The organism is Microcoleus sp. S13_B4, assembly GCF_036700885.1.
GTDB lineage: Bacteria > Cyanobacteriota > Cyanobacteriia > Cyanobacteriales > Microcoleaceae > Microcoleus.
On the sequence record NZ_JAUBPU010000039.1, the window covers coordinates 29,717 to 53,271 of the forward strand.

Genomic DNA, 23,555 nt, shown 5'->3' on the forward strand with positions numbered 1-23,555 from the left:
CTTGTTACCGGATAATTATGTCCGGTGAATGTTACCAAGCAGTTGCCCTGCAAGTCCCACAATTTGGCTGTTTTGTCATCTGATGCAGTAGCGATCCTATCTCCTGTGGGGCTAAAACTGACACTTGTTACCGAATAATTATGTCCGGTGAATGTTACCAAGCAGTTGCCTTGCAAGTCCCACAATTTGGCTGTTTTGTCTGTGGAGGCAGTAGCGATCCTATCTCCTGTGGGGCTAAAACTGACACTTGTTACCGAATAATTATGTCCGGTGAATGTTACCAAGCAGTTGCCTTGCAAGTCCCACAATTTCGCAGTTTTGTCAATTGAGGCAGTGGCGATCGCATCCCCTGTGCGGCTAAAACTGCCACTTCTTACCCAGCGATTATGTCCGGTGAATGTTACCAAGCAGTTGCCTTGCAAGTCCCACAATTTTGCTGTTTTGTCTGTGGAGGCAGTAGCGATCCTATCTCCTGTGGGGTTAAAACTGACACTTTTTACCGAGTCATTATGTCCGACAAACTGGCATCGTTCGCGGATTTTCGCAAGAATCATCTGCAAAACTAACAGAGGATTGGTAACGGGATATTCGGAAACCGGGGGGTGATCTGGTATCCACTTTTTTAAATCTTCTCCTGCTTTGATAGCTACCCGCAAGGCTTCTATTTGATTTCCCTTCGACTGAAAAAGCTCTAAGGCATTGCGTCCAGCTTCTTCGATTTTGAAAACTTCCCTGAATTGTTTACGGAATTCTCTTAATGATTCATTATTTTTTTTCAGTTCTTGCAGTTGATCAGCTCGACAGGCATCTAAAAAATCATTATCCTCATCGCTTAAACGTTTCCCCACTTTCCACTGCAATGCATCATCCAACGCTTTGCCGTGTAACAGTCGGGAAGTATCTTTACGATTGGAGGCTATCCAAGCGGCGAACTTTTCCTGGTAGGGGCGGAGTTTCGCTAATTCTTGCTGTACCCAATCGAGGTTAAAAATAGCGGCGTATATCGGGTTGTAAACTTGTAAATATCCGTTGCGTTTGACGACTAATCCTGATAGTTGTAACTCCATTTTGTCGGGACTGTTATCAGCGGCCACCCCCCCCAGCCCCCCCTTGCTAAGGGGGGGAGTAAGATTGTTTTTTTTCTCCTTTGCTAAGGGAGAATTAGTGCTATCTTTCGCCATACTTAGTAACGGGGGATCGGTGCTATCTGTCCCCCCCCTTGGCAAGGGGGGGTTAGGGGGGGTAATAATTTGCTGATAGATGCCGAGGAGTTGGCTGGTACGCTGTTGGTTGCTGAGGATGCGATCGCGAATTGTTCCGAGGTGTTCGGGATTGTCGTTTTCTTCCCAATTGTTAATAATGTAAGCTTGTACCAGTTCGGCAATGTCAGGATGGCTGGTTTCTGCTTGTTCTAGGACAATTTTACAAATTTTTTGAGTCAAAAAAGGGTGTCCGCCCGTCCAGTCTAAAATCTCATTTAAAACCTGAATGGGACGATCGACTTTTCCTTCTAAGCCTTTCGCTAAAGGTGCAGCTTGTTCCTGAGTAAAACCTTTTAATTCAATAGCTTGACCGATATTAAAGGGCGTGCGCTTTTTATCTTGAATCAAATCTGAAGGTGTTGCGACGCCCAACAGACAAAAAGTGATGCGATTGTAGTCTGCATTTTGGGTACGGCGATTGTAGCAGCTTCTGATAAAAGCAAATATATCGTCTGCCGAAAAATTTAAACTCAGAACGCTATCGATTTCATCAATAAAAATAACTATTTTTTCGGGAACTTGCGACAGCATCACGGATTCAATAAACTCCCGAAATCTACGCAAGGGAGACAGCCAATTTCGTTCCTCCAACCAGCTTTTTAAATTAACATCAAGGTCTAATTCATAAGCAAAAGTATCAAGTATATTAGCATACCACTGTTCGGGATGCTCTAACTTTGTCTCGTCGCCAGACAGGTCAATAAAAACCGATACAATGCCTTCGTCTCGCAGTCGCTTGATAGTTTGAAGCGCTAAGCTAGACTTACCTATTTTGCGAGAATTGAAAACATAACAGAGTTTACCTTCAAGCAACGCTTGATAAAGCTGACTATCAGCTTCTCGCGTTACATAGGTTTGGGTATCTTCTGGGAGAGTTGATTCAGCTATATATTGATAAGTCATAGACGCACCGAAAAATATTGACGGTACAAATCGCAGCGGGGCAAACAATCATTATGTGCCACTCGCACTAATCCCATACTTTCTAACTTAAATGTTTGATGAGTTTCCAGCATCAGCGGTTGATTTTGAGTTACGACTTCTCGGTAAACGTTTGCGAGTTCTGGACAGAGTTTGAGCTTGCCTAAAAGTTCTCGCAAGTGATTAATAAAGGGACTTTGTTCAGTAGGTGAAATTTCCAAAAGCTTAGTCACAGAAGATTGAGGAGTTTGCAGATAAGCAAAAGCTGTTTGCACCAGATAAGGATAACCACCAAACATTTTCATAAGTTGTTGAATCTCCTCTGTACTCAGCCAATTGTGTCGATACTGCCGCGCTAACTGCTGCAGTTTTTCCGGGGTAAAATCTGGCAAAGGTACAGTCAATCCAACACCAGCCAAAGGGGATGAGTTGATATCAAGAGAACTGTAAACTTCTGTAGCGTGAACGACAATTAACCTGATTTTTTGCCAGATTGCACCGCGGCGATCATTCCTTGTAGCTGCAACATTCCACGCACGTAGTAAGCGACAAAAATCAAGATTAAAAGTAGCTTGCTCAAAAACCAGGTCTACTTTCTCTAATACCAGTACCAAAGGTTGAGAAAAATTTGTGAATAAATACCTTTCTAAATATTTAGTCACGTTATGGTTAATACCGCCTAAAGTGTCATCCCAATATTCCCCTAATTTATTCTCCAACTCCAGTAAGTCGCCCAGAGTAACACACAACCACTGCAATAATTTCCGGTAATCCCCCAAAACTTCACTGTCAGCTTCCTCAAAACTGAGGATTGCAGTTTTGTAACCTTCTTGCGACGCGCGATCGAGAATTTTATCCACCAGTAAAGTCTTGCCCATTTTTTGAGGAGCTTTAATCCGAATGAGCGCTCCCTTTTCTAAAATTTTATCATAACATTTATCTTCGCAATCGCGCTCTACATAGTAGACTTTAACTTTTTCTGGATTGTCAGGGTAAATTCCACAAGTTTCTTTTAATTTATCACTCACTAATTCAGGTTTATACTTGGCAAATAGCGGGATTAATTGATCGCGCTGTCGGAAGCGTTCGCCCGGTTCATTTTTAAAACCAAATAACTCGCAGATATTTGAAATATGGTATCTGACACCCGATGAATCATTAAGTTTGATAGATTTAGCGATTGCTTCCTCTGACTTCCCTTGCAACCACATATCTAATACGTCATGCTGTAGGGGTTTTAGCTTTTTTGGATAAATGGCGTCAAACTCTTTTTGATTCATGCTCCGCATACCTGGCTTAGCGCTTTACCTACCACTCTTACTAATTTACCACAGTTGTCAGCTTCAGCCCCGATCGCCAGTTTAATTTCACAAATTGACAAACACCAGCTAATTTGTGAATATTTTTTCACAAACCCTTCAACTCCCTTGTCAAAAAACTTGGTAATTCCCAGGCAATTGACAACTTTGTCGAATTTATTTATCAATCAAATAATAGTAAAAAAGTTAGCTTATTATCGAAATTGTAGACATTGAAATTAACTAAATGAAAACTTTAAAACGGCTGCACCAGAACAAGACTACATCAGCTAAAAAGGTAAAGCAAGTGAAAAAATCTGACAATTCCAACATCAAGTGGTCGATCGAGAAAGTTGTAGTACCGATCGCGATCGCCCTAATTCCGTTAGCAACAACGTACATCAGCACTCAAAATACCCAACAACCGCCCAATCCACCGATCGAGCACAGGACTCCACCCTCACCATAACATCCGATGCGATCGCCCTTGCTAAGCCAACTGCAACTGCACATTCTGCAACTTGCAAATAGCTTTCAACACTTGCGCCAACAAGAGCGATCGCTCTCGGTCAATCAAATTCAATTCCGGTAAAATCTGATAAGTACAAGGATTTCCCCGCGTCACCCGCACAAACCGGTAACTTTCGCCATTCGTCGTCAATCCCCAAACAGACGATTGCTGCTGCAAACTTTTATAAGTATAAGTCAGGAGTTGCGGCAAACCAGTCAAAGGTGCGATCGCACTATTTTTCGCCTCCACTACCAAAATCCAAAACTGTGCAGCCGCGAGCTCTGCATCCGGCTGATTTACCGCTAAAATATCCAAGCGCCCTTTAATTAAAGTATCCCCATCCTCAACCTCGATCGGGATGCTATCTTCCATTGTCAGCACCACAGGAACTTTAAAAAATCCCGTTAATCTCATTAACGGTGAAAGTGCTAAAAACTTAACCAATTCTTCAGAAACTTTACCTGCTTCTAGATACCGCCAAAAGTCATTGCTAATTTCCCACAGTTGCTGCTGTTCAAAATCCGTCAGAGTTTCCAGAGAGAAAAAATCAGTAAAACCTCCTCCTGTTTGTCTTTCCAATTTGAGAAGGCGGCGAACGTCGTTTAGAGAAAGTTGGCTTGCTTCTAAATTTTGGGTCATGGCTTTCCTTTAATTAAATTTAACTAAGTCTCTAATTATAGCTAATTTAATTGACAAAAAACTACACTTTAAAAGTTTGTAGCACAATAATTTTCAAGAATAATCAAGCATTAAATAGGCTGAAAAATCCTCTTCATCTGCGTTAATCTGCCTTCATCGGCGAGCAAAACAAGAACAACCTCTCAACCTATTACAAAATTTCCCAAAGTCTTAAGGAAAATAAACATACTTTGGTCCCAACTTATGCAAACAATAGTTACAAAGACTAACCGAAATTAAAGTTAAGAACGATGTCACAAGATACCATCGAATCCATTCTGCAAGAAAAACGCCTATTTCAGCCGCCTTCTGAATTCTCCGAAAAAGCTCACATCAAAAGCCTAAAAGAGTACCAAGCCCTCTACGACAAAGCCAAAGCTGACCCCCAAGCATTCTGGGCAGAACTCGCCGCCCAAGAATTGCACTGGTTCCAAAACTGGGATACCGTACTCGACTGGCAGCCGCCTTTAGCTAAATGGTTTGTCAACGGCAAAATTAATATTTCTTACAATTGTCTCGATCGCCACTTAACCACTTGGCGCAAAAATAAAGCCGCCCTGATTTGGGAAGGCGAACCCGGAGACTCCCGCACCCTCACCTACGCGCAACTCCACCGCGAAGTCTGCCAAATGGCGAACGTCATCAAAGAATTGGGAGTCCAAAAGGGCGATCGCGTTGGCATTTATATGCCCATGATTCCCGAAGCTGCGATCGCCATGCTAGCCTGCGCCAGAATTGGTGCCGTACACAGCGTTGTTTTTGGCGGTTTTAGTGCAGAAGCTTTGCGCGATCGGCTTAACGACGGCCAAGCAAAACTCGTCATCACCGCTGACGGAGGCTTCCGCAAAGATGCAGCAGTCGGCCTCAAAACACAAGTAGACAAAGCATTAGCAAATGATGCCGTACCCAGCGTCACCAACGTTCTGGTAGTTCAGCGCACCAAACAGCAAATTGACATGGAACCCGGGCGCGATCATTGGTGGCATGATTTGCAAAAAGGTGCATCGGCCAATTGTCCTGCCGAACCGATGGATAGCGAAGATTTGCTGTTCATTCTTTACACTTCTGGAAGTACCGGAAAACCCAAAGGAGTGGTTCATACAACGGGCGGTTATAACCTTTACACCCACATGACAACCAAGTGGATATTCGACCTTCAAGATACCGATGTCTACTGGTGTACTGCTGATGTAGGCTGGATTACCGGACACAGTTACATAGTCTACGGGCCGCTGTCCAACGGTGCAACAACTTTAATGTATGAAGGTGCTCCTCGCCCTTCAAATCCAGGCTGTTTTTGGGATGTAATTGAAAAATACGGCGTCACCGTTTTCTACACTGCACCCACTGCAATTCGCACCTTTATGAAAATGGGCGAACACTTGCCGAATGCACGCAATTTGTCATCTTTGCGATTGTTAGGAACCGTCGGCGAACCGATCAATCCCGAAGCTTGGATGTGGTATCAACGAGTAATTGGCAACTCGAATTGTCCGATCGTCGATACTTGGTGGCAAACAGAAACCGGGGGAATTATGATTACCGCTTTGCCCGGTGCAATTCCTACAAAACCTGGTTCTGCAACCCTACCGTTCCCCGGAATTGTGGTCGATGTTGTAGACCAAGATGGCGAACCCGTAACTAACGAAAGCGGCGGTTATTTAGTGGTGAAACATCCTTGGCCGGGAATGATGCGTACACTTTACAACGATCCCGATCGCTTCCGCCGCACCTATTGGGAATATTTGCACCCGAAAGATGGCGAATTTGTGTACTTTGCAGGGGACGGCGCGCACAAGGACAAAGACGGTTATTTCTGGGTAATGGGCCGCGTTGACGATGTAATTAACGTGGCCGGACACCGACTCGGCACAATGGAAGTTGAGTCAGCTTTGGTATCGCATCCAGCGGTGGCAGAAGCTGCGGTTGTTGGTAAACCGGATGAGATTAAAGGTGAGGAAATTGTGGCTTTTGTCACGCTGGACAACTCGCAGCAACCTAGCGATGAATTGGCTAAGGAATTGAAGCAGCACGTTGTTAAGGAAATTGGGGCGATCGCCCGTCCCGGCGAAATTCGATTTACCGATGCTTTGCCGAAAACGCGAAGCGGCAAAATCATGCGCCGATTGCTGCGTTCTTTAGCTGCGGGAGAAGAGGTTTCTGGAGATACTTCGACCTTGGAAGACCGGACGGTTTTGGATAAATTGCGGGGAGGTTCGTAGAGGTATTTTTTAACCGCAGATGTAAGCAGATTAACGCGGATGAACGCTGATGTAATTTTATCGGCGTTCCTCTGCGGTTTAATTGTTAAATATGAGCTACAATCAAGATAAATTCTGGACTGGATCTGAGCGCGATGCCTCCACTACTTAGCAAAACCACAGATCAGCGAATTGTTTATCATGGAATGTGGGAACGGTTTAAATTTATTCAAAAAGGCTTTGAAGGCTCCCCTAGAGTGCGACTATTTTACTATGATGGGACGATCGAGATTCTGATGCCTGGAGAAGACCACGAAACTTTTGCTCATGTTATCGGTTACTTCGTGACTACCTTTCTGGTCGAACAGGGAATTTTCTTCAAGCCGACAGGGGCAATGACGCAGGAAAGATCGGGCGTTGTCTCTGTGCAAGCAGACGAATCCTACTGCATTGAGAGTGTAAAATTAGTTCCAGATTTGTCGATCGAAGTTGTCTTTACCAGTGGAGGAATCAGTAAGTTAGAGCGCTATAAAGCTTTGGGTGTTTCAGAGGTTTGGTTTTGGGAAGATGGATTACTGAAGATATATCATCTCCATGACGGTAGCTATGAAAAGAGCGATCGCAGTCAGCTACCCGGACTCAACAACCTCGATCTCGATTTGATGAAACGCTGTATTTTGATGGCGGAAACTGATGCTGGGGAAGCTATTAGAGCGTTCCGTCGAGAGATGTAGCCGATCGCAAGCAATATTTGAGGGTGGCGGGAGCGATCGCCTGCATACTAGAGTTAGACGATCGCCCTTTTGTTATCAAAGATTCAATGAATTATTTGGCTCATCTATTCTTATCAAAAGGCACGCCAGAATCCCTGATTGGCAACCTCTTAGGAGATTTTGTCAAAGGTTCGGCCGTCAACCTTTATCCCGAGGAAATTAGAAAAGGCATCGATTTGCACCGCAAAGTAGATAGCTACACGGACTCTCACCCAATAGTGCGATCGAGTAAAAGCCTTGTTTCTTCCCAGAGACGCAGGTTTGCCGGAGTTTTGATTGACGTGTTTTACGACCACTTCTTAGCTAAAAATTGGCGGGAATATTCAGAAATTCCGCTCCAGGATTTTTCTCAGGATGTCTATAAAATCCTGCAAGACAATCGCGATATATTACCGGACTCTCTCCAGCGGGTGCTGCCAACAATAATTGCCCGCGACTTGCTTTCATCTTATCAGGAAATTGCCGAAATCGGCATCACTCTTACAAGAATGTCGGCGCGACTCAAACGGACAAATAACTTGGCAAGCGGCATAGAAGATTTGACAGCTAACTATCAACGCTTAGAATCGGATTTTCGGGATTTTTTTCCAGATTTGATAAAATACGCGACTGTTGGCAAATTTTAATATAAAAAACAAAAATTCCAGTTGTTAGTGATAACGAACTCGTGTATAATCCAAGCGATACCTGCATGAAATCTCAAATGCAACAGGGTTCAAAATATGGCAACCAGAATTCAGAACCTGCAAATAACTAAAGTAGTTGACGGCGACAGCATCAAAATTTCTCTCAACGGCAAAACCGAGTCTCTGCGCCTGATTTGCGTCGATACAGAAGAAAGTCATCCGGGAGGCTCCAAACCTGTAACTGCGGCGGGGAAAGCAGCTTCAGAAATGGCTAAAAAATACTTCGCCACAACAGATGATGGACTTGCTCAAATTGACATAGAATTTGATACAGACGATTCGGTTGAAGTGGCTCTACAAAAACACCGCGACAACTACGGGCGTCTCCTATGTTACGTACATAAAGACGGAGAAAATTACAATCTTAAACTGATTGAAGAAGGCTGGAGTCCCTACTTTGTCAAATACGGGCGCTCCAGATTGTATCACCGACCAATGACTGAGGCAGAATCGGCAGCAAAAGCTTACAATCTGATGATTTGGAATCCGATTACCAATGCCAAAGTTCCCTCTCGCAACTATGCTAATTTACTGCCTTGGTGGTCGATGCGAGGCTCGATAGTTGAAGAGTTTCGGTTGTCGGAAGCAACGGCAGGAGCGCTTTCTTTGAGGTTGCACTACCCGAAAATATTAGCGGCTTCTGAGAGAGCTAAATCTCTTACTATTTTCTGTGATTTGCAGGCGGGAATTACTAAATGGATCGGCGGTAGCGCTCTAATTTATGCTGGTTCGGTGTATCATAAATTAGATTTGTGGATTCCAGATGCTGAAACTGATGAAATGGCTCCCTTGAAGCGGCTAATCGAGAAGCGTTATGCGGGTGTGGGACGGGGATATGTGTATGTCAGTGGGAAGGTAGAACAGTACAAAGGGAAGCCTCAAATACTTTTGAAGGATATCAAACAACTTTCTGACTTTCCCCGATAATATTTAAACTAGAGTTAATTTCATCAATCCTGTTTACTACCTATAATTTTATTAGGAAGTACCCTCGCGGAAATAGAGGGAGATCCTAAAAAACGATCGCCCTCTATTCAGCCTGGATATTCTATTTATCAAGAGAGGCAGGAACATTTATTGCTGCATTGAAGGACTATCAAAAAATCGGCATCCTAACGGATTTGTGCGTGCAGATTGATTTTGAGGAGTGGTTATAGGAGAAGTAGAGTTAGGAGGTGTGCTATTCAATTCTGAGACGGTAAAAGATTTAGAAATGTTAGGATTTTTCCCGAGATTGCTAGCAGAAGTGTTAGCAAGATTTGGTGACTCGGTAATTGTAATCTCCTGTGGGGCATTTACATTTGTCTGCGATTTGACAGTGGTTTGTGCCTGACACGGATAGGCAGTCATAGCAGAAATTACAGCAAAGCTCAGAAACCCAAGACAGCCCGTTGATTTAATCATATTTATCTAAACCTAAACTTAAAGAACTATTAGTAATGCTCTTAATAATAGATTAAGTTAGGAAAACTTATATTTCAAGCGTGTTTATGCGTATTTTTTTAAACTTAATGATTAGGTATTTGTATGTAGAAAAAAAAGATAAAAACGCGGAAATTACTACTAAATGTAAAGTTGCAGTAAAGAGAGCGGGTTTTTACTGAGAAAAAATCTTAGGAAATCGCGCTGGGGTTTTAATCACTGTCTGCTGAGGGAGGAACACCTTTCTCGCTTAACAGGCAGGATGCCTGTTCCACAAAATTAAATTTTCTTGTGGGCCGTTCCTCCGGGTCGAGTTCACCAAAATTGTTGGCAATTTGCGATCGCTGTACTAAACCCGGCCCCACAGGATTAAACTCTTAAAAGGAGAATGAAGTTCTCAATACACCAACTGAGATCGGGTCGCTATCGGGAGTGTGACCGGGTTGAAAAATCAAGATCAATCCAGGGGTGACGCTGATATTATCATTGACCTGCCAACGGTAGAATACCTCTACATGAGTAGTCGTTCCGGGTTGCCCGCCCGATCGCCCTAAACCCGTATCTAGAAAATCAGGAACGTTATTGCCTGTAGGTAAATTGCTGCTGACAATTTTAGGCGGTTGCCCCATATAAATTCCTCCTAAATTTCCGGCTTTAAACAAATCGGGAAAATTTACAAAAACCATATAGTTTGTAGTGGCTACCGTACCAGATTTACCTGGAATGCGAGAATTAGTATAACCAGCCCAACCTCCCAGAGAAACTCGCGATGAAATGCGCCAATTTAAACTTGCTCCGACTGCATTTGTTTGCAGAGGAGTGGACTTATTTGTGTTAGGATTGATAGCAGTTAATTGACTGTCTCCTGCCAAACTAATCAGATTACCGTCCGGCGAATAATCGTTAACATAATAGACAGTAACATCAACAGGATCGGCTGGTGTCAGAGTTAGTTGTACACCCAATGTATTGTGTCCTTGAGACCCGTTAGAACTGACAAAAAATCCCGAAATATTAGTTGAATAAACTGCTTGCAAACTGGCTCGCTTCGCAAATTGCCAGTCAATGCCGATGCCGCCTAAACCCAAACCCGTGTTCAAAATTGGGTTTCTTTGAGCGAAGCCAGAAAGGGGGCCAGAAGCTGCACTTTCTGCCCGATTCGGCCCTCGAAAAGCGGTAATCATGTTAACTCCTGCTGTTCCTGCAAACACTGCCAATTTGTCCCCGACCAGGAAGCGGTAGTTGAGGTCGCTGAGAGTTAATCCAGAAGTTTCGGCTACATTATAAGCAAGGTTTACGTCTTCGGTTAATTGTGGTGAATTGCTTCCGTTCTGGTTGTAAAAACCGATTAATAAGTTACTGCGAGGACTAAATTGAGTGGTTAAGTAGAATTGATTTAGGTTAATGATGTTGACATTTGTACCCGGGTCTTTGGTATCTCTTTTGCCGTCTCTGGGAGTCCGATCCGCACGGTTGGGAGTGCGCCCTTGTATTCCAAAAACGGTGAATCCAGACAGCTTAGTTGTGGTTGAAAATTGATTGGCTTCTAGTTCGCTAGTTCGCGCTTCTAGCACATCTACTCGACCTCGGATTGTGGCAATTTCGGCGGCAAATTCTTCTTGTAATTTTTGCAGTTTTATTAAGTCGTCTCGCTTAGCTAGACTTTCAGTTGATTTGGCGATGGACTCGCGGATTGTATCTAAACAAGCATTGACTCCGGCTGCAAATTCATAGCGGGTAAGGGCGCGGTTTCCGCGATAGATTCCGTCAGGGTATCCAGCTATGCACCCGTATTTTTCTACTAAGGATTGCAGCGCTTGAAATGCCCAGTCTGTGGGCTGTACGTCGCTGAGTTGGGAAACTGATGTAACTTGTTCTAGTGAGTTTTCAGCCTGGTAAACTAAGGGGGGATTTTCTAATTTATTTTCTTTAACTAACGGAGGTATTGCTGCGGGCTGCGTTTCGCTAGCTTCGGGTATGTAAGTTTCTATCTTACTCGCGATAGGTACAGGCGGCTCGGATGCGGGGTTTATCGGTGAATTTACCTCTACCTTGTCAGATTTTTCGAGTAATTGCCGATCGGGATTACGATCAAAATTATCCGCTAGATTATTTGTTGATCCGGGTAATTGATACCATTCATTAACTGCATCTTCTGAATTTGCACTATTTACTGTTGTTTCAGGATCTGTCGTTTCTGCTAAGGCTGGAATGCTGAATAATGCCTGCAATCCGAATCCTAGTATTAAGCTGCTAAGGATTTTCCAAATTGGTCGATCGCACTTTTGATTTTTCATAAAATTATACTTTGTGAGTTTATTAGAGCCAAGAAAGTGAGAAAAAGCGCGATTCCCTACGGGATAGCTACGCACGCGCGTACTATTCGAGATGAAGGGCGATCGTAAATTTCATTCCTTCTCCCAAAACCGACGAACAAGTCAAACTGCCGCCCTCGCTTTCTTCCACTATGTGACGGCTGATTGACAATCCGGTTCCCGTTTTTTTTCCTACAGATTTTGTAGTGAATGAAGAGTCAAAAATCTGCGATGTTATTTCCTCAGACCTTTCTCTGCCATTGTCTTTAATTTTATCAAAATATCTCGCTCTCTCTCGATAATTAAGTAGTAATAGTTATGATTTTGGCGGCGGGTGTAATCGCTACCCAAATACCCCCTCATTTACCTTATTGTCAAGCATTAATTGCTTTTTTTAGTAAAAATTATAAATAGCTACTTCTGTTTTCCGATAGTTTTTAATAAAACTAACATTTCCAGTTTCTTAATTTTTTGAATTACCGGACGGTTATTATTGACCTTAAAACGATACCGCCCAATCATCAAAGTGCTATCAATTCCTTCCCATATCGGCTAATACTTTATACTCGCTGTATGCAGGTAAAGAGTGCGAAGCGAGTGCTCGATTAACATCGTTCGGAGACAAACACAATCAATTGTTTTAGCGAGCCAAGTTTTTAACTTCAGTATCTTTACGGTTGACCCAGCCAAAATATTAAGTGTATTTAACTTATTTACCCCGTTAATACTATAATATTATCACCGCAAATCTGTAGCTGCCCATAGCTGCGCGATCAATCCACACTCCAGAGACTTAAAAGCTATGTGCCAATTACTGGGAATGAACTGTAATGTTCCGACAGATATTTGCTTTTCTTTTGAGGGTTTTTCTGCAAGGGGGGGCAAAACGGACGTTCATCAAGACGGTTGGGGGATTGCTTTCTTTGAAGGTTTGGGATGTCGCCTTTTTATAGACTCTAAACCTGCGATTGCTTCTCCGGTTGCAGAAGTAGTGCGTCGCTATCCCATTCATTCAACTAACGTCATTGCTCACATCCGCAAAGCTACCCAAGGCGAAATTGCTCTGGAAAACTGCCACCCTTTTATTCGGGAACTTTGGGGGCGTTATTGGGTATTTGCTCACAATGGAAATCTCGAAAATTTTTCTCCAGAATGTGCCGGAGTTTACAAACCTGTTGGCAAAACTGACAGCGAAAAAGCTTTTTGTTTGATTTTAGAAAAGCTGCGCTCCACTTTTCCTCAAAGTAAGCCTGCTTTAGTAGAAATTTACCCGGTACTGGAGGAAATTACTAAAAGTTTGGCAGAACACGGAATTTTTAATTATTTACTTTCCGATGGAGAACACTTGTTCACCCATTGTTCTACTAATCTGCATTATATTGTGCGACAAGCACCTTTTGCTAGCGCGCACTCGATCGACGAAGATGTAACTGTCGATTTTCGGGAATTGACCAACGAGGACGATCGCGTGGCTGTTATTGCGACTTTTCCGCTGACAGATAACGAAGTTTGGACGCAAATTCAGCCGGGAGAATTGCTGGTATTTCAGGATGGTTCGCCGGTCAATTCTGGGCGGCTGGAGTTAAGTTAACGAGATTTAAACAAAATTAAAGCCTAAACAGAGCATCGAACCTGCTAAATGAGCAGGTTTCCAGCTTGATTGATGAAGCCAGATTTGCCATCGCGCTTGACAGCGGCTAAGCCTTCCGAAAAACTGCCCGCCGCCGAAAATTGCGGGGCGATCGCCCACTCGCCTGCTTGATTGATATATCCCCACCCTTTTGAAGCCCTAACTGCTGCTAAACCTTCATTAAATGAGCGGGGGTTGCACAATTTGAGGATGATTCTTGTGGGGTGTCCCGCCTGCGGTGAAAATACACCGGACTGGCTACGATATCCCATCCCACAAAACAATCAAAATCATTCCGCAATTATCCAACGGCTTCTACTGTCCCCGAAGTGACAACAGAGGGATTAATTCGGTTGAACCGCCACGAGAATTTGTCCGGCTGTCACCGTTTGCCCCTTTTCACAAAACAACTCGGCAACAGTGCCCGCAACATCAGCAGTAATAGCAATTTCCATTTTCATCGCTTCCAAAATTAACAGGCGATCGCCCTCTGCAACCGCATCTCCAACATTAACCAGTACCTGCCAAACATTGGCCGAAACGTGAGCGACAACTGCCTCACAGCCGATCGGCAAAACAACCTCCGCCGCCGTTTCAGAAGCCACATCCGCCGAGGATTCTGCGGCAGCTTCAGCGTCAAATTCCCCGGATGCGGCCCAGCGATCGCGCTCTGCATTAAATGCGGCCTGCTGCTGCGCTTTAAACTCAGCCGCACTGCCCGCAATAGAATGCAAAAACTCATTGTATTCTCTCAAATTAAAAGTGATTTCCTCAACCTTTAATTTAAACTTCCCTTCGATAAATGCTTCCCGACAGCGGTGCAATTCCTCATGAGAAACAGGATAAAATCTGATTTGGTCAAAAAAGCGCAAAAGCCAAGGTTTACCAGACTGGAAATCCGCCGTTTGTTTGAACCGATTCCACATTTGCACTGTGCGGCCGACAAATTGATAACCTCCGGGCCCTTCCATCCCGTAAACGCACAAATACGCGCCGCCAATGCCAACTGCATTTTCAGGAGTCCAAGTGCGGGCGGGATTGTATTTAGTGGTAACCAAACGGTGGCGCGGATCGAGAGGAGTTGCGACGGGCGCGCCTAAATAAACGTCTCCCAAACCCATCACTAAATAGCTAGCATTAAATACAATTTCTCTGACTTGTTCGATGCTGTCAAGCCCGTTTATGCGGCGAATAAACTCAATATTGCTGGGACACCAAGGTGCATCCGATCGCACAGACTGCATATATTTTTCAATGGCCAACAGCGTCGATTCATCTTCCCAAGATAAAGGCAAGTGCACAATTCGCGCCAGCACTTCCAAATCCTCGATCGCCGGAAGTTCTGCCTCCGCCGCAATCAGCGCCTGCATTAGCTGCTGTTGCGAAATCTGGCGGCCCTCAAAGTGAATTTGGAGCGATCGCATTCCCGGCACTAATTCGATAACACCAGGCAACGGATTTGCTTTCAACTGTGCCATCAATGCGTGCGCCCGAAAACGCAAATTTAAATCCAGCACCAATGGGCCGTATTCAACTAGAATATATTTATCCCCAGCTTGACGGTAAGTAACAGCAACCTGTCCCGGAGATTCGGGAATTTCGTGCAAAATTGGAGAGGTGGGAACTGCGGGCAATTCCTCCGCATTTTCCCCAAAAACAGGCAAACTAAAAGTAGCAATTTGCAGATTTTGTGCTAATTCCCGCTGCAAAGCTTCAGCAAAACTCAAACAGTAAAAGCGAATGCTGTCCCCCGGTTTCAGTTGCCCGATTTTCCACAATTCCGACTGCACAATAGTAGCAGGACATACAAAACCTCCCAAACTCGGGCCGTCAAGACCGAGAATTACAGGCATATCGCCCGTAAAATCGATCGTGCCGATCGCGTAAGCATTATCGTGAATGTTAGATGGGTGCAAACCCGCTTCCCCGCCGTCTTGACGCGCCCAGGTGGGCTTCGGGCCGATCAGCCGAATGCCCGTCCGCGTCGAGTTGTAATGCACCTGCCATTCTGTAGAGAAAAACATTTCGATGTCTGACTCAGTAAAGAAATCCGGCGCGCCGTGAGGCCCGTACAAAACGCCAATTTCCCAATTATTGCTGTAGGTGGGAATTAGTTCCGGAGGCAAAGATATTTCTGCTTCCAGAGTTGCAGTTTGAAGCAGTTTAAGCACATCTCCCGGACGCAGCGTGCGGCCTGCGTGTCCGCCAAATTTGCCCAGTACAAAAGTTGATTTGCTGCCCAAATAATCGGGGACATTAAAGCCGTGTTTGACTGCTAAATAAGTGCGGTAGCCGTCGCCTTGAATGGCTTTTAACTTGAGAATGCTGCCAGCTTTTACGGGAATTCCCGTCCAAAACGGCACCGATTCGCCGTTTAGGGTTCCCTTCATAATTGCACCAGTCAAACTAATAACTGTATCGGCATTAAAGCGCAGAGTTGGGCCTGTAGCTGTGAATTCCAATCCTGCTGTGGATTCGGGATTTCCTACTAAACGATTTGCCGATCGAAATGCCAGATGATCCATCGGCCCAGAAGGCGGGACGCCAACATCCCAATAGCCGATCCGCCCCGGATAATCTTGAATGCTGCTGTAGGTTCCCCCATCCAATACATCGATCGTTAAAGGTGCGTATTCAAAAGAGTTTAAAAAGCGCGTGCTCAGTTCGCCCCGGCTGAATCGGGAATCGTCCAAAATCTGGCGGAGGTAATCTAAATTAGTTTCTATTCCCGCTATTTCACTGGCATCTAAAGCAGCTTTTAGTTTTACGATCGCCTGGGTTCGATTATCCCCGCAAACGATTACTTTGGCTAGCAGCGGATCGTAAAAAGGAGTAACCTCCGTGCCGGTTTCTATCCAACTGTCGCAGCGGACGTTTTCTGGAAACGCAACTTGATTCAGCAACCCGGAACTCGGCTGAAAATTCTTGCCGGCATCTTCCGCATAAATTCGCACCTCAATTGAGTGTCCCTGCGGTTGATAGCGGTACTTTTCCAGGGGGAACAAATCTCCCGAAGCCTGTTTTACCATCCACTCAACGAGGTCGATGTTGTTGACAGCTTCAGTAACGCCGTGTTCGACTTGCAAGCGCGTGTTGACTTCTAAAAAATAAAACTGTTTCGCATCGACATCAAATACAAATTCAACAGTACCGGCTGACTGGTAATTTACCGCTTTTCCCAACCGCACGGCTGCACCGTACAACTGATTTCGCTGTTCGTCACTAATAGCAGGGGCGGGAGTTTCTTCTATTACTTTTTGATTGCGTCGCTGCACCGAACAATCTCGCTCGCCCAAGGCTATGACATTTCCTTGGCCATCTCCAAAGACTTGGACTTCTATGTGCCTGGCTGTTTGAATGTATTTCTCTAAAAAAACGCCGCTTTGTTTAAAATTGCTTTGACTCAAACGCTGTACTTTTTCAAATGCTTCTGCCAAATCTCGATCGCCAAAACAAGCCTGCAAACCGATGCCGCCGCCGCCTGCGGTACTTTTGAGCATCACCGGATAGCCGATCGCCCCAGCCGCTTTTTCCGCATCCTCTAAACTTGCTAAAAGTTCGCTTCCGGGAGTTAGCGGCACTTGATTTGCAGCGGCTATTTCCCGCGCGGTGTGCTTCAATCCAAAGCAGCGCAACTGACTCGGAGTCGGGCCGATAAATGCAATATTTTCGCTGGCGCAAGCTTCGGCAAATTCAGCATTTTCGCTCAAAAAGCCGTAACCTGGGTGAATAGCTTGAGCTTTTGTTTGGCGCGCAACTTCGAGAATGCGATCGAACCGCAAATAACTCTCGGCTGCGGCGGCTGCACCTATACAAACGGCTTCGCTGGCGGCGAAAACGTGCTTGGCGCGGGCGTCGGCTTCAGAATATACTGCTACTGAAGCAATTCCGAGGCGATCGAGCGTGCGGATAATTCGGCAGGCAATTTCACCGCGATTTGCAATCAAAACTTTGTTAAACATTTAGGGAATTGGGAATTGGGAATTGGGAATTGGGAATTGGGAATTGGGAATTGCATTGCTGTCTACTTACATCAGGCACTCTTCTTGCTTAAAAGGAAGGATGCCTGTTCCACAAACATTAAATTTTATTGTGGGGTGAGCACGAGAGCCATTGGTGTCAACTTAAGGCTGAAACCCTCCGTATTTCTTGCTGGTAGCTCAGTCTCGATCCCCCTAAATCCCCCTTAAGAAGGGGGACTTTGAGTGTTCTTGTCCCCCCCTTATTAAGGGGGGCTAGGGGGGATCGAACCCTAATCGTCCGACAGCAGATTGGTACTACGTTTAACGTCTTTGTTGGCATCAATTCACGAGATCCCGCCCCTAAAAAAATTGCGGAGACAGTGCTAACCCTACATTTACACCGCATCCCAAACAATCAACTGAATCGGCGTAGGATTGTAAGCATTGCAAGGATTGTTCATTTGCGGGCAGTTAGAAATAGCAACTAGCGCGTTCATTTCCGCTCGCAAATCCACTGTACTTCCCGGATCGGAGATGCCGTCAACAATTTCAAGCGTGCCATCTTCGCTAACCGGAACATTCATAAAAAAGTTGATATTGCTGACTAAATCTCGCTTACCCAAACCGTAGGGAAGAATTGCGGCGAGGAAATTTTCAACACAGGCGTGTTGGTATTTTTTATCTAGCCCAAACCGCACTGAATTGCTCTCGCAGCTACAGGCGCCGCCGGAGGTATCGTGCCGCCCGCAGGAGTCAGCAATTATGGTCATCATGGCTCGCCCTTCGTTGGAAATGAGTTGGCTGTTTGTAGTGACAAAGATGTTGCCTTGATTGACGCTCGTATCGGGGGCGCTGTAGCGTTCGGAAGGGTCATCGGCATTGTAAACTAAAAAATCTACTGCTTGATTTCCGCCTAAATCTACAATGCGGAGAATCTGTCCTTTTTTGATGACGCGGGACCAGGGATGTCTGGCTGGTAAGACTTCGTTGTAAATTGCTGTTTCTGGATCGAGAATTTGTTGAGTGGTTGCAGTCATGGTTCACTTTTTGTGAGGGAATTGCAGAAGTTTTTACGGCAGATTAGTGCGGACAAAGTTGAGTTATGGAATTGGGTTTATTGCAGGAACAAAGCATCGGTGTTGATGAACCCGCGCACGGCTTCCGGGTTGGCGGTGCGGCACAAGTCGTCTGAGGCGGGTGCGGGGGTTTTCACAATCTGAATTTGGATGGGTTTTGGATCGTAAGTTGAACCGGGATGCAGGATGTGGGGGCAGTTAGAGATAATGGTCAATACGTTCATTTCGGCTCGCAAATCGATAAAACTCCCCGGTTTTTCGCAGCCTTCGCGAAACTCCATCGTGCCGTCTGGTTTGACGGCAATGCGAGTAAATAAGTTGAGGTTGGGCATGATATCTTTTTTGCCCAATCCCCACCGAGTTAGGGCTTTGAGAAAGTTGTCACGGGAGTTTTTCCAGTCTCCTTCGCCGTATTTTTTGGCATTGCTAATGGCGTTGCTGCATCCTCCTAGCAAATCGTGACAGCCGGAGGTGTCTTGGGTGATGGAAAATAGGATGCGTCCCATGTCTGTGTAGATCACCATGCCTTGTTTGAGAAAGGCGTTGAATTGAATTTTGGCGGTGTCTGCTGCGTTGAAACGTTCGATCGCATTGTCGGCGTTGTAGCACAGCATGGAAACGCCGCGAGAGCCTTCTAAATCGGTGATTCGCAGAGTGTTTCCCCGCTTGATGACTCCCGACCAGTACGCGCCGCCCGGTACGGTTTCTTGCATTAATACGAGGTCAGAATCAACTTGTGAGTTTGTGTCGATCGATAGTTGCACCATAAGTTCCTCTTGATGTATTTGGGTAGGTCAGCGAAACAAAACAATAGTATTTTGTAGTGGCAAAACTCACCCTCTCCCAAAGTAATATTTATTTCCACTGATATCTTGCACCCTTCTCAAGAACGGGCAAGATGCCCGTTCCACAAAAGTCAATTTTATTGTGGAACGGGCATCTTGCGCGTTCCTAAATAGGTAATTGAGAATGGTGCAAGATGGCCGTTCCACTTACTTAGGTTGGCCGTTGTACTGTTGGCGTGGCTGCAAAAAGTGCAAATACAAACCTATTTCTATTTAAGCAGCCATTGCAACTGCTTCCTGTCCGTGTTTCCGCATCAAATCCATGAGTTCGTCGCGGTAATCGTGGAATTTGGCGTGGCGTTTAATGCTGGGAGTGCGATCGGGCAAATTAATCGACATTTCCTTTCTCACTGTACCGGGACGAGCGCCCAAAGCATAAATCCGATTGGAAAGAAACACCGCTTCTTCGACATCGTGGGTAATCATAAAGATTGTAATCTGAGTGCGGCGCCACAAATCGAGCATAAATTCGTGCATCGATTCTTTAGTGTGGATATCCAAGGCGCCAAAAGGTTCATCCATTAATAACACTTTAGGTTCAGAAGCGAGGGCGCGGGCGATCGCCACCCGCTGTTTCATCCCGCCCGACAATTCCTTCGGCAGCGACGAAGCAAACTGCGTCAATCCTACCACACTCAAATAATAGCTCGCTTGTTCGCGCCGCTTTTTCTTGGAAACGCCTTGAAGTTTGAGGCCAAACTCGGCATTTTCCTGTACGTTCATCCAAGGATAAAGAGTGTAATGCTGAAATACCATACCTCGATCCGGCCCAGGCGAAACAACTTCCTTGCCGTCTATTTTAACTTCCCCTGTTGTCGGCTTGTCCAATCCCGCAATCTGCCTCAACAGAGTAGATTTGCCCGAACCGGATGCGCCTACCGCGCAGATAAATTCGCCTTGCTTGATACTCATATTGATGTCCTTGAGGACAACTAATTTACCGTTTTTTGTTTCAAAGTTTTTGTGCAGGTTGTTGATTTGTAGAAACATGAGTTTATCCTCTGTATTGTAAGTAAACAATTGATTTTTTTTCATTCCTAAAATCTGTAAATTTTAGGACTAACAACGATATCTAGCGTGGGTTTAAATTTTATGTTACACCACTGCCTTCTTCCTTCTTCCTTCTTCCTTCAACATCTGCTTACTGTTTCTGACTTGACCATTTGCAAGAAACCCGCAGCAGATATTGAAAAAGCAAGTCAAAAGCCAGTCCGATCGCCCCAATGACAATCAGCCCCACAAAAATTTCATCGGTTCGGAGAAATCGACCCGCGACGCTGATCCGGCGACCTAAGCCTTCGGTTGCCGCAATCAATTCCGAGACGATTACCAATTGCCAAGCCGCAGCTAGGTTGATGCGGCTAGCATCAAGAATTCCCGGCAAAACGTGGGGAAAAATAACTTGAGTTAGGATTTCCCAGCGATTGCCGCCCAACATATAAGTAGATTCGATCAAGTCTTTTGGAACAAACTTGACTGTATCCATCACCATCAGCGAATTGAAGAAAAAGACGCCGATAAATATCAGCATTATTTTGGGTTCTTCGCCGATTCCCAAGTAGAGAATTAGTAGGGGTATGAATGCTGGTGCGGGCATATATCGCATCAAGCCGAACATGGGTTCAAGCAAGGCACGAATACTGGAAAAACTGCCCATCAGCACGCCAATTGGTATGGAAAAAACCAAGGCGAACAGAAAGCCCACTCCCACCCGCCACAAACTCGCTACTGTGTCTTTCAAAAGTTCGCGAGTGTTCCACAGCCGACCAAATGCCTCTAAAACTTTGCCGGGGGAAGGCAAAAATTTGGGGTCTACGTTGGCGAAGGTTGTTACTAGCCACCACAGCAGCAGCGGCAGTGCGATCGATGTTACCGTTAACCCAATATTGAGGGGTTGTGGTATCTCTTCTGCAATCCGCCAGAAAACGGTGGGATTTAGGTTTTTTTGCTTGAGGTGGGATTGGATCGATCGGGGCTCGGGATTTGGTGGCATGATTTAATTGCAGAACGGTTTAGCGAGTAATTTGAGTAGCTTTGGGGAATTTTAAAAAGGAATATTTTTGAAATTTTATTGTGTCGGCTAACTCGTAAATTCTGCCTTCTAGCTTTTACCTTCGGAATAAGCTTTTATAAAGCGATCGTCAAATAACTTGCTGATATCGGGTTGGGTTTTGGCTAAATTTACATCGACGAGGAATTTAGTCATTTCTGCCGCCGCAAACTGCAATGATGTCATGTCATTTCCCGGTTGAAAGGCTTTCAAGTTTTCCTCTATCGTAAATATCTTAGTGCCGTTTTCATATTCTTTGTATTCCTCAACGCTAACTCCGGCGCGGTTGGCTAGAATCTCGTAAGATTTCTCTTTATTTGCTTTCATGTATTCCAATGTTGCAAACCATGAATTGACCAGGGCTTGCACTCGATCGGGGTGTTCGCCGATAAACTTTCGCGTGAATACCAAATGGTCGGAAATCGCCCCCGGAAAATCTTTTGAACTAAACAGTTCCTTGCTGTTCGATCGTTTTAATGCTTGCGTGGTAAACGGCGCAAATACTGCCACCGCATCGACTTGCCCTCCAACGAAAGCCGCCGCAGCTTTGCCAGTTTCCAGCGGTACAAATTGAATGTCTTGCACTGATAAACCTGCTTTTCTCAGCCCTAACAGCAATAGAAAGTGATCGACTGTACCTTCCTCTGCTGCAACTTTTTTGCCTCTTAAATCGGCAACGGAATTGATGCCTTCGGCGACAATCACTTTGTCATTTCCCGTGGAGTTGTCGTTGACTAAAACAATTACTTGGTCGGCACCGCCGGATATAGAGTTTACTGTATCGCCGAGGGTTTGGCTGTTAGCATTTATCTGTCCTGCTGTGAGGGTGCTGATGGATTCTAAGTAGCCGTCAAACCATTTTAAGTCTACAGGAACATTGTTGGCTTCAAATATCTTTTGTTCTTTGGCAATTTGCCACGGAAACCAGCCGGGCCACGCGCTGAATCCGAGGCTAACTGCGTTAGCACTTACTGAAGAAGCTGCTTCAGTTTCTGTCGTGGTTTTGATATAAATTGCCGGGTTGACGCAGCCGACAGCGAAAAACAAGGTGATGAAAAATATGGCGCAGTAGGACAAGGGCGATAGCGTTATTTTTGGGGAGTAATCTCGGATATTCATAGCATATTCTGGTTGCTGGTTAGAGGTGAATATGTCGATCGAGCTTTTGCACCTTCTTTGGCTTCCTTAGCTTCCGCAAACCCCCTTGATATACAAGGATAAAGCCCGAGAGCTAACGAACCGAGTCTTGATGACCGATCGCGTTTCTCCCGGGCTTTTATCCCGCCGTGTAACTGGCTAGTGTTTCCCTCAAATTAATAAAATATTGGGATGACCAGTCTGCTTCTCTCGGACCAGCACTTGAACTGTCTAAGCTGACTTAGAAACTCATTCAAATCGGAACCCTAGAAGCGGTTAAATTTTTCGGTTTTTGTCTGTATAAGTCCTGTTTGCAACCCAAGGAGTTATTCGAGACTGTTTGTAACAGCAATGCAATTAGCTTTTTGAAAGGTAAGCATACTGTAGCGTGCAATCCTACTAGATTGCTACGTTTCAAACCGTAACAGCAAACTTGATGCCAAAAATGTGTTAAATGTTACAAAAAACAGTTTTTCTCGAATTTGTAAAATTAAAGTTTTTGGAAGATTAAACCGGGCGATGAGACGGGGCGATTGGAAATCGCGAAGTTTACCTGCACAAAAAGACGAAACCCGCAAGGTCAAGGTTGAATATTTATCAAGAAATAGTTCGAACCCTAGACTAGATGCAAGTACGATCGACAATGCGGTAAACTAACTTTCTATTTGTAAGAACGATCGCCAAACGCAGCCTTTGAAGTCATTTCTTCAATCGTAAGGATTCAGGTCAAAAAAACTTCAGTGGCGGCATCTGGTAAAATAAACGAATGAAAAAGCCCGCAGCCACCA

18 protein-coding genes and 1 riboswitch are annotated in these 23,555 nt (G+C 45.0%); of the genes, 6 read left to right on the forward strand and 12 right to left on the reverse strand.

Annotated elements, in window-relative coordinates; all coding sequences use genetic code 11:
- Together QT994_RS18935 and QT994_RS18940 are read right to left on the reverse strand one after the other, a co-directional pair.
- Positions 1–2,165: AAA-like domain-containing protein (locus QT994_RS18935; protein ID WP_333177045.1), on the reverse strand; the 2,165-nt coding region annotated here is incomplete at its 3' end.
- On the reverse strand, positions 2,162–3,463 hold the full coding sequence (locus QT994_RS18940; RefSeq protein WP_333177047.1) for an AAA-like domain-containing protein: 1,302 nt from the start codon (positions 3,461–3,463) through the stop codon (positions 2,162–2,164). The genes QT994_RS18940 and QT994_RS18935, both read right to left, overlap by 4 nt.
- A 265-nt stretch (positions 3,464–3,728) precedes the next feature.
- Between QT994_RS18940 and QT994_RS18945 the strand changes: the two genes are divergently transcribed.
- Positions 3,729–3,950 carry a hypothetical protein gene (locus tag QT994_RS18945; RefSeq protein ID WP_333177050.1) on the forward strand — a complete coding sequence of 74 codons (222 nt, stop codon included), beginning with the start codon at positions 3,729–3,731 and terminating at the stop codon, positions 3,948–3,950.
- A gap of 21 nt (positions 3,951–3,971) precedes the next feature.
- Here QT994_RS18945 and QT994_RS18950 read toward each other — a convergent pair whose 3' ends face one another.
- On the reverse strand, positions 3,972–4,631 hold the full coding sequence (locus tag QT994_RS18950; RefSeq protein WP_333177053.1) for a restriction endonuclease subunit R: 660 nt from the start codon (positions 4,629–4,631) through the stop codon (positions 3,972–3,974).
- A 290-nt stretch (positions 4,632–4,921) separates the two neighbouring features.
- On the opposite strand from QT994_RS18950, the gene acs reads away from it, so the two are divergent.
- The 4 genes from acs (at position 4,922) to QT994_RS18970 (ending at position 9,257) form a co-directional block, all read left to right on the forward strand.
- Positions 4,922–6,892 (forward strand): acetate--CoA ligase, encoded by a 1,971-nt coding sequence (gene acs, locus QT994_RS18955; protein ID WP_333177056.1) that lies wholly within the window; start codon positions 4,922–4,924, stop codon positions 6,890–6,892.
- A 134-nt stretch (positions 6,893–7,026) separates the two neighbouring features.
- Positions 7,027–7,605: a Uma2 family endonuclease gene (locus QT994_RS18960; protein WP_333177059.1), complete on the forward strand. Its 579-nt coding sequence runs from the start codon at positions 7,027–7,029 to the stop codon at positions 7,603–7,605.
- A 23-nt stretch (positions 7,606–7,628) separates the two neighbouring features.
- Entirely contained in the window at positions 7,629–8,270 is a 642-nt protein-coding gene (locus QT994_RS18965; RefSeq protein ID WP_333177062.1) for an ACP phosphodiesterase, read from the forward strand.
- Between the two features lie 96 nt (positions 8,271–8,366).
- Complete coding sequence (locus QT994_RS18970) at positions 8,367–9,257, forward strand: thermonuclease family protein (RefSeq protein WP_333177065.1); 891 nt, start codon at positions 8,367–8,369, stop codon at positions 9,255–9,257.
- Between the two features lie 872 nt (positions 9,258–10,129).
- Here QT994_RS18970 and QT994_RS18975 read toward each other — a convergent pair.
- Positions 10,130–12,049, reverse strand: a complete 1,920-nt coding sequence (locus QT994_RS18975) for an iron uptake porin (protein ID WP_333177069.1) — start codon at positions 12,047–12,049, stop codon at positions 10,130–10,132.
- Positions 12,050–12,131: 82 nt separating this feature from the next.
- Entirely contained in the window at positions 12,132–12,338 is a 207-nt protein-coding gene (locus QT994_RS18980; RefSeq protein WP_333177092.1) for an ATP-binding protein, read from the reverse strand.
- A gap of 531 nt (positions 12,339–12,869) precedes the next feature.
- Between QT994_RS18980 and QT994_RS18985 the strand changes: the two genes are divergently transcribed.
- Positions 12,870–13,658, forward strand: coding sequence for a class II glutamine amidotransferase (locus QT994_RS18985; protein ID WP_333177072.1), 789 nt, complete (start codon positions 12,870–12,872; stop codon positions 13,656–13,658).
- Positions 13,659–13,702: 44 nt separating this feature from the next.
- Here QT994_RS18985 and QT994_RS18990 read toward each other — a convergent pair whose 3' ends face one another.
- The 7 genes from QT994_RS18990 to QT994_RS19020 all read right to left on the reverse strand — a co-directional run bounded on the left by QT994_RS18990 (position 13,703) and on the right by QT994_RS19020 (position 22,749).
- Positions 13,703–13,969, reverse strand: a complete 267-nt coding sequence (locus QT994_RS18990) for a WG repeat-containing protein (RefSeq protein ID WP_333177074.1) — start codon at positions 13,967–13,969, stop codon at positions 13,703–13,705.
- Positions 13,970–14,041: 72 nt separating this feature from the next.
- Positions 14,042–17,659: an urea carboxylase gene (uca, locus tag QT994_RS18995; protein ID WP_333177077.1), complete on the reverse strand. Its 3,618-nt coding sequence runs from the start codon at positions 17,657–17,659 to the stop codon at positions 14,042–14,044.
- A 395-nt stretch (positions 17,660–18,054) separates the two neighbouring features.
- Entirely contained in the window at positions 18,055–18,696 is a 642-nt protein-coding gene (locus QT994_RS19000) for an urea amidolyase associated protein UAAP2 (protein WP_333177080.1), read from the reverse strand.
- A 77-nt stretch (positions 18,697–18,773) separates the two neighbouring features.
- Positions 18,774–19,502, reverse strand: a complete 729-nt coding sequence (locus tag QT994_RS19005) for an urea amidolyase associated protein UAAP1 (protein ID WP_333177084.1) — start codon at positions 19,500–19,502, stop codon at positions 18,774–18,776.
- Positions 19,503–19,793: 291 nt separating this feature from the next.
- Complete coding sequence (locus QT994_RS19010; RefSeq protein WP_006630934.1) at positions 19,794–20,570, reverse strand: ABC transporter ATP-binding protein; 777 nt, start codon at positions 20,568–20,570, stop codon at positions 19,794–19,796.
- 151 nt (positions 20,571–20,721) lie between these two features.
- Positions 20,722–21,573 carry an ABC transporter permease gene (locus QT994_RS19015; protein WP_333177087.1) on the reverse strand — a complete coding sequence of 284 codons (852 nt, stop codon included), beginning with the start codon at positions 21,571–21,573 and terminating at the stop codon, positions 20,722–20,724.
- Between the two features lie 108 nt (positions 21,574–21,681).
- Positions 21,682–22,749 (reverse strand): ABC transporter substrate-binding protein, encoded by a 1,068-nt coding sequence (locus QT994_RS19020; protein ID WP_333177090.1) that lies wholly within the window; start codon positions 22,747–22,749, stop codon positions 21,682–21,684.
- 144 nt (positions 22,750–22,893) lie between these two features.
- Positions 22,894–23,048, reverse strand: a riboswitch (guanidine-I (ykkC/yxkD leader).
- Positions 23,049–23,555: the final 507 nt, after the last annotated feature.